This is a genomic window from Lacinutrix sp. Bg11-31 (genome assembly GCF_002831665.1).
Lineage (GTDB): Bacteria > Bacteroidota > Bacteroidia > Flavobacteriales > Flavobacteriaceae > Lacinutrix.
On sequence record NZ_CP025118.1, the window covers coordinates 1,625,719 to 1,638,483 of the forward strand.

General features: G+C 32.4%; 14 protein-coding genes. 9 read left to right on the forward strand and 5 right to left on the reverse strand.

Annotated elements, in window-relative coordinates:
• Window positions 1-9: 9 nt before the first annotated feature.
• Genes CW733_RS07245 through CW733_RS07255 form a run of 3 tightly spaced genes read left to right on the forward strand, consistent with a single transcriptional unit; the run spans window position 10 to window position 2,638 of the window.
• Entirely contained in the window at window positions 10-465 is a 456-nt protein-coding gene (locus CW733_RS07245; protein ID WP_100996564.1) for a low molecular weight protein-tyrosine-phosphatase, read from the forward strand.
• Between the two features lie 55 nt (window positions 466-520).
• Window positions 521-1,921 (forward strand): PQQ-dependent sugar dehydrogenase, encoded by a 1,401-nt coding sequence (locus tag CW733_RS07250; RefSeq protein ID WP_100996565.1) that lies wholly within the window; start codon window positions 521-523, stop codon window positions 1,919-1,921.
• The gene (locus tag CW733_RS07255; RefSeq protein WP_100996566.1) at window positions 1,922-2,638 is read left to right on the forward strand and encodes an SAM-dependent methyltransferase; all 717 of its coding nucleotides are present in this window, start codon (window positions 1,922-1,924) and stop codon (window positions 2,636-2,638) included.
• Window positions 2,639-2,651: 13 nt separating this feature from the next.
• Here CW733_RS07255 and CW733_RS07260 read toward each other — a convergent pair whose 3' ends face one another.
• The 5 genes from CW733_RS07260 to dapF form a co-directional block, all read right to left on the reverse strand.
• Window positions 2,652-3,326 (reverse strand): peptidoglycan-binding protein LysM, encoded by a 675-nt coding sequence (locus tag CW733_RS07260; RefSeq protein ID WP_100996567.1) that lies wholly within the window; start codon window positions 3,324-3,326, stop codon window positions 2,652-2,654.
• A 109-nt stretch (window positions 3,327-3,435) separates the two neighbouring features.
• Window positions 3,436-4,341, reverse strand: a complete 906-nt coding sequence (locus CW733_RS07265) for a DUF2279 domain-containing protein (RefSeq protein WP_100996568.1) — start codon at window positions 4,339-4,341, stop codon at window positions 3,436-3,438.
• Between the two features lie 2 nt (window positions 4,342-4,343).
• Window positions 4,344-5,387: an endolytic transglycosylase MltG gene (gene mltG / locus CW733_RS07270; protein ID WP_100996569.1), complete on the reverse strand. Its 1,044-nt coding sequence runs from the start codon at window positions 5,385-5,387 to the stop codon at window positions 4,344-4,346.
• Window positions 5,387-5,908: a GNAT family N-acetyltransferase gene (locus CW733_RS07275; protein WP_100996570.1), complete on the reverse strand. Its 522-nt coding sequence runs from the start codon at window positions 5,906-5,908 to the stop codon at window positions 5,387-5,389. Before CW733_RS07275 ends, mltG begins: the two co-directional genes overlap by 1 nt.
• The gene (gene dapF / locus CW733_RS07280; protein ID WP_100996571.1) at window positions 5,902-6,681 is read right to left on the reverse strand and encodes a diaminopimelate epimerase; all 780 of its coding nucleotides are present in this window, start codon (window positions 6,679-6,681) and stop codon (window positions 5,902-5,904) included. Before dapF ends, CW733_RS07275 begins: the two co-directional genes overlap by 7 nt.
• A gap of 175 nt (window positions 6,682-6,856) precedes the next feature.
• Here dapF and CW733_RS07285 point away from each other — a divergent pair, with 175 nt between their 5' ends.
• The 6 genes from CW733_RS07285 (at window position 6,857) to CW733_RS07310 (ending at window position 12,610) form a co-directional block, all read left to right on the forward strand.
• Window positions 6,857-8,269, forward strand: coding sequence for a trypsin-like peptidase domain-containing protein (locus CW733_RS07285; protein ID WP_100996572.1), 1,413 nt, complete (start codon window positions 6,857-6,859; stop codon window positions 8,267-8,269).
• 160 nt (window positions 8,270-8,429) lie between these two features.
• On the forward strand, window positions 8,430-9,878 hold the full coding sequence (locus CW733_RS07290) for a glyceraldehyde-3-phosphate dehydrogenase (RefSeq protein WP_100996573.1): 1,449 nt from the start codon (window positions 8,430-8,432) through the stop codon (window positions 9,876-9,878).
• A 177-nt stretch (window positions 9,879-10,055) separates the two neighbouring features.
• A complete protein-coding gene (locus CW733_RS07295) occupies window positions 10,056-10,577 on the forward strand; it encodes a hypothetical protein (protein ID WP_100996574.1) in 522 nt (173 codons plus the stop codon).
• Between the two features lie 2 nt (window positions 10,578-10,579).
• A complete protein-coding gene (locus tag CW733_RS07300; protein ID WP_100996575.1) occupies window positions 10,580-11,329 on the forward strand; it encodes a hypothetical protein in 750 nt (249 codons plus the stop codon).
• 120 nt (window positions 11,330-11,449) lie between these two features.
• Window positions 11,450-12,079: a tRNA (guanine-N1)-methyltransferase gene (locus CW733_RS07305; RefSeq protein ID WP_100996576.1), complete on the forward strand. Its 630-nt coding sequence runs from the start codon at window positions 11,450-11,452 to the stop codon at window positions 12,077-12,079.
• Window positions 12,080-12,151: 72 nt separating this feature from the next.
• Window positions 12,152-12,610: a GNAT family N-acetyltransferase gene (locus CW733_RS07310; RefSeq protein WP_100996577.1), complete on the forward strand. Its 459-nt coding sequence runs from the start codon at window positions 12,152-12,154 to the stop codon at window positions 12,608-12,610.
• The last annotated feature ends 155 nt before the right edge of the window (window positions 12,611-12,765 follow it).

The following is a 12,765-nucleotide window of genomic DNA, read 5'->3' on the forward strand; positions in this document are numbered from 1 at the left end:
TCCTAAATTATGATTAGAATTTTAATGGTATGCCTCGGAAACATCTGTCGCTCACCACTAGCTCATGGTATTTTAGATTCAAAATTAGACACTGAAGCTTTCAAGGTAGATTCTGCAGGAACAAGTAATTACCATATTGGTAGCTTGCCAGATAAACGCTCTGTCGCTGTAGCTAAAAAAAACAACTTAGATATTTCCAACCAACATGGCAGACAATTTATAGTTGAAGATTTTGAAACATATGATTATATCTACGTCATGGACAAATCTAACTTTGAAAATGTTATAAAAATGGCACGCAATGTAGAAGACATTGCAAAAGTTAAGCTTATTCTAAACGAAAGTCATCCAAGCAAAAATTTAGAAGTTCCAGATCCATATTACGGTGGCGATTCTGGATTTGATGATGTTTTTAATATGCTAGATAAAGCTTGTAATGTGATAGCAAAAAAACTAAAACAGTAAAATAGATTCGTATATAGAGTATCTTTTTTCATTAACTTTACTAAAAACGATGACTATGAAATTAATATACGCATTGCTCCTATTCTGTTTTTTCTCAATCTTCTCATTCTCTCAAACTATAGAATTAACTCAATTTGCTAATAATTTTAATGACCCTGTAGAAATAGCTCATACTGAAGACGACAGACTATTCGTCGTTGAAAAGAGCGGCGTAATTAAAATATTAAATAATGATGGAACTGTAAATGCTACACCTTTTTTAAACATAAGTGCTAGTGTTGGTTCTGGTGGAGAACGCGGTTTACTTGGTCTCGCATTCGATCCAGACTATGCTACTTCTGGACGTTTTTACGTTAATTACACTGATGATTCTAGCACGCAAACACCCAATACAATTGTAGCAAGATATACTGTTAGTAGTAATCCTAATATAGCAAACACAACAGAAACTATATTATTAACAATCCCTCAGCCATATAATAATCATAATGGTGGAAAATTAGCATTTGGCACTGATGGTTTTCTGTACATTTCCACTGGAGATGGTGGTTCTGGTGGTGATCCTGGAAATCGTTCACAAAACACAAACACACTACTTGGTAAATTATTAAGACTAGATGTTAGTAGTACTACCTATACTATTCCAACTACAAATCCTTATGCAACAACTGGTGGCTTACCAGAAATTTACGCGATTGGTTTAAGAAACCCTTGGAAAATGTCTTTTGACAAAAACAATGGAGATTTATGGATTGCAGATGTTGGACAAAGTTCTTACGAGGAAATCAATAAATCTGTAGGCTCTGGAACTCCTGGAGACAATTATGGTTGGAGATGTTTTGAAGGCGCAAATAATTATAATAACGAAAGTTCTTGTCCTCCAATGTCTTCTACTAAAATTCCTGTAAGCGAATACAATTATGGCAATGGACCTAATGGTTTTAGATGCTCTATAACTGGTGGCTATGTTTATAGAGGCAGCCAATATTCTAATATAATAGGTAAATATTTATTTGCCGATTATTGTAGTGGAGAAATTGGATTACTAACCGAAAGTGGAGGTAATTGGACTATGTCCTGGCAACTACCCAATATTAATTTATCTTGGGTTAGTTTTGGTGAAGATAATTTAGGAGAGTTATATGTAGTTGGTGGCAATGCTGTTTATAAAATATCAGACTCTACTTTAAGCGTTTCAGATGAAGAACTAGCTGCTCAATTTAAAATATTTCCAAATCCATCAAATGGAGAAGTAACGGTTAATTTTGGTGCAACTTTTTCTAATATTGAAACACTTTCAATTAAAAACAGTTTAGGACAACAAATAAAAACTTTTAATAACTTAGCATCTGAAAGCTTTAGCTTTTCAACCAAAGATTATTCAAAAGGATTATACTTTATTGAAACATTAGATATTAATGGCTCAAAAACAATAAAAAAACTACTTATTAAATAAATGAACGACACTTACGGAAAACTATATCTTATTCCAACAACATTAGGCGACACAGATCCTTTAAACGTTTTACCATTAACAGTAAAAAATGCCATTGAGCAAATAGATATTTTTATTGTTGAAAACGAAAAGACAGCTAGACGCGACATCAAGAAAATTTGCCCTAATAAAGAGCAATCAAGCCTAACACTGTTTCCATTAAACAAATTTACAGACATTAGTGAGTTACCAACCTATTTAGAGCCTTGTAAAGAAGGTTTAAATGTCGGTTTAATTTCTGAAGCAGGTTGTCCAGGTGTTGCAGATCCAGGAGCCGACATCGTTAAATTAGCTCATGAATTCGATATCAAGGTAGTTCCATTGGTTGGACCTTCGTCTATATTAATGGCAATGATGAGTTCTGGAATGAATGGTCAGAGCTTTGCTTTTAATGGCTATTTACCAATAGATAAAAGTGAACGCAAACAAGAGATTAAACGCTTAGAGCGCTTATCTTACGAGCACAACCAATCTCAACTGTTTATTGAAACACCGTATAGAAACAATAAATTTTTAGAAGATTTGTGTAATACCCTAAATGGTAATACAGACATTTGTGTGGCTTGCGATATTACATTGCCTTCAGAGTATATAAAAACAATGTCTGCAAACGATTGGAAAAGAAATAACGTCGACCTTCATAAAAGACCAACGTTATTTATTATTCATAAAAGCTAAAATTGAATATCAACTAAACGTTAATTAATACTTTTGCTTTTTTGTTTGCTATAATTCTAGATGTATCGTAACCTTGAAAACGTTTCATGTAGTTTTTAATAGATGTTCCGTAAGCATCCTCAAAACCATTAGAACCGTAACTTCTTAAGTATTTTTTTACACCTCCTGGACCAGCAAGATGTGCAGCTGCTAATATTCCAGATTCTGTTACTTCAATACCATTAATACTTTTGCCTACAAAACGCTTAATATCTCTTCTTAATACCCATTTGTTACGTTCAGCATTTGCAATAAATGCTTTCTCTTGTAATTCTGGAGTATTTAAAAAGTGCTTTGTATCATTAATACCAATTAGTTCTAAAGTACTTCTACCAAATTGGTATTTTCCTAAATAACCCAAAGTATTAACTCTAAAATAATCGTTTTGAGATTCTTTAAAACCTAGTTTCTCCTTAAAACCAGTGAAAGATTTACCTAACTCTGGAGAAAAAACATTTTTATACCCAATAGAAGATACACTTACGGTTTTTTCTTGAACTATTGTATTGTCCAATTGTTGAACTTCAATAGTGTCGTCTTCTAACAGAGCATACTCTTTGATATTAGAATTGTTTGATAGCGATACTATAATTAAAATACATATTGTAAACGCTAATGAAACTAACTTTGCAATACTTTTTTTATTCATATTCATTTGATTTTTTAAAAACAGCTACTAAACAAATAGCGTGCCTAAAATTTCGAGTGCAAATGTACAACATTTTATTTAACTCTGAAAACCAATCGATTAACTGTACTTAAAAGTAGATAGAGTGGAGCTTTACGCTACTTTTACCGGTGAATTCCAAAGTAGGAAATGGAATTTTTATACTGTTAAAAACGCTGAAAACTAACTTTAATAGATCAGAGTCGGTTTTAATTCTTGTCAAATCTACATCTAAACTTAAATAGAATTGACGACGCCTGTTTTGTTTTATCAACGTGTTATTAACAATAAGCCCCTCATTACCAGACAACATGCCTTCTCCTCCATAGCCAATAGCTACATTTAGCCATTTTGGTATTTTACTATTTTTAAAAAAGGAATTTACATTAGTTGAAAGCCAATAGGTTTGTCCATTATAATCTTTTAAAGCTTCTTCTAGTAAGCCATCACCTAGTTTCCCTGGTCTTAGCGAAGCATATTTAGTACGATGAAAAGAGTATTTCATGACGATACGTTGCTCTTGCCAAAGTAATTCTTGACCAACATACAAACCTGCACCAGTAGTATTCGCAGCAAAATCTCCCCAACTAAATCCCCATTCACTAGAAAAACCATCTAATACCTCAACAGCTGTAAGAAACGCGAAACCTAAAGTTGCACCATATAATAATTGGTCATTTTTGCTTGATCCACTCCAATTTAAAGTTTGAGCACCAAACTTCCCTAATTGATAAGAAGAGAACACATGACCAAACTTATCCATTTGAAGCCACTCGTTATTATCGTCTATTGTATGAAACTTAGAGCGCTTGTAATCTGCATACCAAAGTTGATTTAAACCTAAAAGTGTTAAACCTCCAATAGCAGCTTCAGAAAGAACTACTGCATTTCGTCTTTTGGTATTTAAAGTGTCGCTTGGCTTAAAGAAGTTGCCATGCTGTGCAAATACAGAAAGTGATACATTAAAAAAAAACAGATATAGTAGAAGGCGCTTCACTATTATCTATTAACGCCTTGCTTATTTATCCAACGTACATATTCTTGCTTATTGGCATTATGTTGCGATAATGTTTTAGCAAATTTATGATAACCAAAGTTTTGCACATTAGCAACAAAATAGATATAGCTATGCTTTTCCGAATTTAATACAGCATCTATTGCAGACACATCTGGCATAAAAATAGGACCTGGTGGAAGCTCTCTATATTTATAAGTATTGTACCTAGAATCTATTTCTAAATCTTTATACAATACACGTTTTATAACTTGGTTAAAATCTCCAGACTGCTTTTTAACTGCATAAATTACTGTAGGATCTGCTTGTAATGGCATACCTTTTCTTATTCTATTTAAATAAACACCAGCAACTCTTGGACGCTCATCTACTTTTGCCGTTTCCTTATGAACAATAGCAGCTATAGACATCACTTCATTAATAGATAGGTTTAGTGCTTTTCTTTTTTCATTTCTAGAAGCATTCCAAAACCTTTGGTATTCTTTTAACATTTTATCTCTAAAACTTTCGGCAGAAGTATTCCAGTATATTTCATAACTATTAGGAATATACATTGATAATGCCGATTCGTTATTGAAGCCGTTTTTATTTAAAAACGTTTCATCTTTCATTGCATTAATAAGCGACAAACTATCTGCTTCTATTTGAAAAGCAATACGTCCAGCCAAATCCTCAATACGTTCTTGATTGTTAAACGCTATTTTTAATGGTACATTTTTGCTTCTAATAGAGTTAATAATATCATTATTACTCATGTCCTTTTTTATAACAAAACGACCAGCTTTAATGTTTGTATTGTATTTTTTCTGCTCAGCAAGCGCATCGAATTTGTCGATGTCTTTTAATAAAGGTTCTAATTGCTCTCTAACCTCTGCATACTTTGCATTGGTTGGCACAAAAATATAAGCTTCCTCATTATTAAAAGCGGTGTTAGGTTTTAACATTGCTCCATAGATAAAGTAAGCGAAGTAAGCTGCCACAGCTATGCCTATTATTGCGATTGCTCCAAGTATTTTTTTAATGTACATTATTTAATGAGTTGGTATAAATATTCGTTAAGGTATTTTCCGTTTTGGAAATTCCAGTCTTTTTTTAATCCTATTTTTTTGAAACCTTGGTTTTCGAAAAGCTTAATACTTGCTTCGTTAGTTTCAGAAATATTACAATATAATTGATGCAAATCTAAATGCGTGAAGCAGTAATTAGATAGCAAAGCTAGAGCTTCTTTTCCATGACCTTTAGCTCTATTGTTAGTATTATGAATTAATATCCCTATTCCTGCACGACGATTTTTAACATCGAAATCGAAAACATCTATTAGTCCAATGGCATTATCGTTATAATCTGAAATTATTAAACGTAATTGTTTAACCTCATAGATATCTTTATGCGAATGCTCTAAATATTCTTTAATTAAAAACTTAGAATAAGGTGATACCGTACTACTTAGCTCCCAAATGATTTCGTCGTTTTCAATAGTATGAATAAACTCCAAATCTTCAGGCTCTAAAGCACGTAAATAGGTATGTTCCCCTTTTAATGTTACCATTCCATTTCACCTTTAAAAACTAATGTTGCAGGACCTTGAAGCCAAATATTTTTATAACCATTAACAGTTTTCTCGAAAGACACTTTAAGTTTTCCTCCTTCTACGTTTAGAGCAACTTCTTGAGTATTTGTTTTTCCTGTATTATGCATTGCTAAAGCAACTGCTGTAACTCCTGTTCCACAAGATAACGTTTCATCTTCTACTCCTCTTTCGTAGGTTCTAACTGCAAATGTTTCAGTATTTATTTGCTCTACAAAATTAACGTTCGTACCTTCTTGATTATAAGGACTGCCATATCGTATTTTAGAACCTTCATTTTTAACATCAAATTGTTTTATATTTTCTACTAAAGCAACGTGATGTGGAGAGCCTGTATTTAAAAAGGCATGAGTATCGAAAACTTCAATAGTGTCTACATCTTGCATTTTCAGCTTTACAAATCCGTTTTCAATAGTTGCTTCATGCAAACCATCAATAGCATTAAATGTTGTCTCTTTATTAAAGATGTTTAGCATTTCCGCGAAAGCGACAATACAACGTCCACCATTTCCACACATGGTACTTTCGTTTCCATCTGCATTAAAATAAACCATTTTAAAGTCTGAAGAAGAATCGTTTTCTAACAAAATCAAGCCGTCTGCTCCAACTCCAAAACGTCTATCGCACAAATGCGCAATTAATTTGGTGTTATCCTTATTAAATAACTCTTCGCGATTATCTACAAAAACGAAGTCGTTTCCTGTGCCTTGGTATTTATAAAAAGTATGTGTCATTAACTGCGTTTTACTACGACAAATATAGTGTATTGAAAATTTATTTGTGTTGTTAATGTCTCGTTAAAGTTGGTTTTATCAAGCAATAAAAAAATTAACTTTATAGTTATACTAGTAATTCTAAACTAAATGTCGAACAGATTTCCGTTTTCACGGAAATAAAATTTAAATTTTAATGAAAAAGTTAGCAACGTTGGTTTTCGTTTCTGTTTTGGGAGGTGCAATTACCCTAGGAACATATAAAACCTTTCTTGAAAAAGAAGAACAAACAATTGTAGAAACAGAGCAAATAAGTCAACCTATTTTTCAACCTGTAAATTATAAGGCATCTAATACAAGTTTGACTGCTATTGAAGGTATAGATTTTACAACTGCAGCAGAGAAAACTTTGGACGCTGTAGTGCACGTTAAAAATATTACTATTACTACTACTCAACCATCTATGCGAGATTTAATGTTGGGTCGTGTACAGCAACGTAAGCAATTAGGAACTGGAAGTGGTGTTATTATTTCGCCAGATGGTTATATAATTACAAATAACCACGTGATTGATGCCTCTGAAAAATTAAGTGTTACACTAAACGATAACAGAACATTAGAAGCTACTATAATAGGTACAGATCCAAAAACAGATATCGCTTTATTAAAAATTGAAAGCGATGAAACATTACCATACGCAACCTTTGGTGATAGTGATACTGCAAAAATTGGCGAATGGGTTTTAGCTGTTGGTAATCCTTTTAATTTAACCTCAACAGTTACTGCTGGAATTATTAGCGCAAAATCGAGAGACTTGTCTGGAGACAGTCATCAATCTTTTATACAGACTGATGCTGCTGTAAATCCAGGAAATTCCGGTGGTGCTTTAGTAAATACTAATGGCGAACTTATTGGTATAAATACTGCCATAACATCGCAAACAGGGTCTTATATTGGTTATTCTTTTGCTGTACCAAGTAATATTGCAAAGAAAGTGATACAAGATATTATGGAGTTTGGAAATGTTCAGAATGGTATTTTAGGTGTTCAAGGTGGTTCTTTAAATAGTTATTATGCCGAAAAATTAAGTGTTAATGAAACGGAAGGTTTTTATGTTGATGAAGTTATAGAAGATTCTGGAGCTGAAAAAGCAGATATTAAAAGTGGAGATATTATTAAAAAGATAGATAATGTTGAAATTAAAAAACTATCAGATCTACGTGGTTACTTAGACACTAAAAGACCTGATGATGTTATAACTGTACATTATTTAAGAAACGGAGTACAACAACAAACCGAAGTAACTTTACTTAAAAGCAACACATATATATTGCCTCACGTTGGTGTAATAAAAAATGCTAAACCCAAAGATTTAAGAGATTATAAGGTTAAAAATGGTGTTAAAATAACTCAAATAACAGGAGGATATGCACAACATTTTTCGCGTGAAGGCATAAAGAGTGGCGATATTATTACAACTATTAATGGTGTTAAAGTAAACTCTGTTGAAGATGTTCAAAATATAATTAAAAGCCGAGATTTAAACCAGCCTCTAAGCATAGAATTAGTAAACTCTAGTGGTCAAACATTTAGATACGGCTTAAGATAGTTAGTTATAACTATTACAAAAACAAAAAGCGCTTTAGTTAATTCTAAAGCGCTTTTATTTTTTTACTCAAAATCCTTTACGAAAACGTTTGAATTCTATACTTTTGCAAAAAAAATCAGTATAACTGAAAGTAATTTAACAACACTAAACACTTAAGCAAATGCCTGTTAAAGAAACCTACGAAAACGAATTAGCATACCAAGCCGACAGACGTCGTGCAACAGTAGAATTTATTAAAATTGTTAGCGACCTTTGGTACGATAACTCTATTGAACTGGTTCTTTTTAGAAACCAATTAATCGATAGAAACGTAAGTCAGATTTTAAATCTTCATGAATATGCAGGTGAATTTGTACAAAAGCCAATTTCAATTTTCGATTCTGTAGAAATAGCTCAAGCTATAAAATCCTTAGACTTTCCGCCTTCTAAATTAGATATTGGAAAATTAACTTATGAGTTTCATTTAGAAGATCAAAAACATACAAACGCAATTGCTTTTGTTTCTAGCAAACTAAAAGGTGCTGAGAAATCTGAAGAAATAACACCTAAAGACGTAGTGCTTTATGGTTTTGGACGTATTGGTCGTTTAGTTGCTCGCGAATTAATGACCAGAACTGGAAAAGGTAGCCAATTACGTTTACGAGCAATTGTAACACGTGGTAAAAATGACATTACCGTTTTAGAAAAAAGAGCTTCACTATTACGTAACGATTCTGTTCATGGAGATTTCTCAGGAACAGTTTCTGTAGATTTAGAAAACGAGTCTTTAATAATTAATGGTACAACGGTTCGTATTATTTCTGCTAACCAACCAGAAGATATCGATTATACAAAATACGGTATCAACAATGCATTAATTATTGATAACACTGGTGTTTTTAGAGATAAAGAAGCCTTAACACGATTAAAAAATTCTCCAGGCGCAGATAAAGTTTTATTAACTGCTCCAGGAAAAGGGATTCCTAATATTGTACACGGTGTAAACCATTTAGAAAACAATCCAGACGAAATAGACATTTTCTCTGCTGCTTCTTGTACTACAAATGCTATTACTCCTATTTTAAAAGCTATCGAAGACACTTATGGTGTAAAAAGTGGACATTTAGAAACAATACATGCCTATACTAACGACCAAAATTTAGTAGACAACTTCCACAGTAAATACAGACGTGGTCGTGCTGCTGCATTAAACATGGTTATTACAGAAACTGGTGCAGGTGCAGCTGTTTCTAAAGCTTTACCAAGTTTTGAAGGCAAATTAACTTCTAACGCTATTCGTGTTCCTGTTCCTAATGGTTCTTTAGCAATATTAAACTTAGAATTAAAATCTAAAGCTAGTATAGATAGCATAAATGCTACAATAAAAAAATATGCTTTAGAAGGCGATTTAGTAGAGCAAATTAAATACGAAATGAGCGACGAGCTTGTATCTACAGACATTGTTGGTAGCTCTGCTCCTTCTATTTACGATAGTAAAGCAACCATTGTTAGAAAAGATGGAAAGAACGCTATACTTTATGTTTGGTACGATAATGAATATGGTTACAGCCAACAAGTTATTCGTTTAGCTAAGCATATTGCTAAAGTGAGACGCTATACTTACTATTAATGAAATAGTATTTTACTTTTGTAAAATGCGCAGTTGAATTTACCTTAATGAAGATGAAGGTCTCATAATAATAATCAAAAAAATCTCACATATATTGTGAGATTTTTTCTGCGCAACATTTAACACTAACGCACGCAACCTTTATTAAACAATTGCATCTAATAAAAAACATTGACTATGAAAAAACCAACTTACAAAGTCATTTTACTTTTAATGACCTTACTTTTAAACGCTTGTATTTGGAATACTGTTGACGATGATATTATTGAACCAGGATTTCAACAACCACAACAATATGAAGCTGTAACTATGCTAATTTCAGAATTTGAAAACTCTACAGCATTATTACCAGCAGAACCTATTACAGAAACTGGAAAAATATACGTAAAAGATGGTTTTTTATTTATTAATAGACCTAATAAAGGCTTTCATGTTTTCGATAATTCTAATCCTTCTGCTCCTGTAAACTTAGCCTTTTTAAAGGTGTTGGGCTCTTCAGACTTAAGTATTAAAAACGAAGTACTTTACATAAACAACGCAACAGATTTAATAGCAGTAAAACCAAATTTCGCTAATAATACTATCGAAATCACAAAACGCATTAGCAACACCTTTCCAGAATTGGCACCTCCAAATAATTGTTGTTATCATAACACACCTGCAAACGAAATAATTATTAACTGGATCTTAACAGAATAACAATGAAAAAGTATAGCATGATTTTAGTTTTACTATTGGTTTTGGGTTGCGATTCGAGCTCAGATAGTAATGATAATAGCAGTTTTAGTAGTGCTAACGAATCTACAGGGCAAGGAGGCTCTCTAGCACGATTTACAACCTTTAACGATTACCTTTACACAGTAGACAATCAAGATTTAAATGTGTTTAGCATACTAGATAACGAGCAACCAGTACAAGTAAACGAAGTACAAATTGGTTTTAATATCGAAACACTTTTTAACTATAAAGAATATCTTTTTATAGGTTCTCAAAATGGTATGTACATCTATAGTGTAAACAACCCAGAAACACCTACATTCTTATCTGAAGCACAACATTTTACAGCTTGCGATCCTGTGGTTGCAAATTTCACGCATGCGTTTGTAACCTTACATTCTAATATTGGCTGTGGTAATACATTAAACCAGCTACAAATTTATAATGTTGAAGACTTAGAGAATCCGTTATTAATTTCAACTCGAAATTTAACAAGACCTATTGGTTTAGGCTTGTACAACAATTATTTAATTGTTTGTGACGACGAGGTTAAAATATTCGATATTTCAGATCCTGAGAATGCACAACTAGTTCACAATATTAATCGCGATGCCTTCGATGTTATTATTCAAGACAACTTATTAATTCTTGTTGGAGATTCTGGCATTTACCAATACAACTTAGACACGACTAATATTCAAAACACAATAGAATTAAGCACCATTAACATCTAAGCGCTATATTTTACACGTATATATAAAAGCTTCACAAAATGTGAGGCTTTTGTAGTATTATACAATTAAACCGAACTATATTTTTTACTTTTGCAGCAGGAAATAATCAACATTATAAAAATGAACTTTACTAAAGTTACCTTACTTCTATTATTAGCCTTTTTTTCAATACAAATTCAAGCACAAACTGAAACTGTAGATGCAGACGATAAACTGTCTTTAGATAGTGGTTCGATAGAAAACCAGTTTGAATATCTAACCAAAAAATCTAATGGTTGGAAAGATCAACGTGGACAACGTTACGAAGTAATTAAAGTACAATGGATAGAGAAAATCAAAAAAAACACCTTAGACTCTTTAAAAGCTGTGCACATAACACTTAACGATACTAAGGCTATTGTTACAAAACAAGACGAGGAAATATCTAAATTAAAAACGAGCCTATCTTCTACTAAAGGCACTTTAGAACAAACAAATACAGAAAAAGACAGTATGTCTCTTTTTGGAATACAAATGAGCAAAGGTGGTTATAATGGGCTTATGTGGTCTATTATTGGTGGTTTATTAGCATTAGCTTTATTCTTTATGTATCGCTTTAAAAGTAGTAATTCTATTACTAAAGAAGCTCAAAAATCTTTAGCAGAAACAGAAGAAGAGTTCGAAGACCACAGACGTATCGCTTTAGAACGCGAACAAAAAGTACGTAGGCAATTGCAAGACGAAAGAAATAAGCATAAGAATTCTAACTAAACTAAGCATTCTAAATACATATAAAATCTGTAACTTCGGTTACAGATTTTTTTTGTTTAACAATAGTATATTATGACCATAATTAAAGCCCAAATACAACACCTTAACGACCTCGTACCATTATTCGATGGTTATAGAGTTTTCTATAGACAAACCAGTAATCCAGAAGCTGCAAAAACGTTTTTAAAACAACGTTTACAAAAACAGGATACTATAATTTATATCGCTTACGCGGAAGACAAACCTGTTGGTTTTATGCATTTATTTCATAGCTTCACCTCGGTTGGTATGCAACCTATTTATATTTTAAACGATTTGTATGTAGACAAAAACTATCGTAAAAAAGGTATTGGTGTAGCTTTACTAAACCAAGCTAAAGAAAGAGCAAAGCAAGACCATTGTAAGTTTGTGGCCTTACAAACGGAAACAGATAATCCTGCGCAATATTTGTACGAAAGTATGGGCTGGAAAAAGGATGTAGATTTACAGTATACTTGGGAAAACAAAAACTTGACTTTGTCAAAAAAATAGCCGACCTTCGAAATTAAACTAACTGCTGATATAAAACATTAAAACGATCTTATATCATTGTTACGTTGGCACTAATTACTCCAAAACAATAAACCAATTCTACTACTTTAAAATAGAATTGGTTTTTTATTTTGTAAAAGCGACCGCTTACGCGA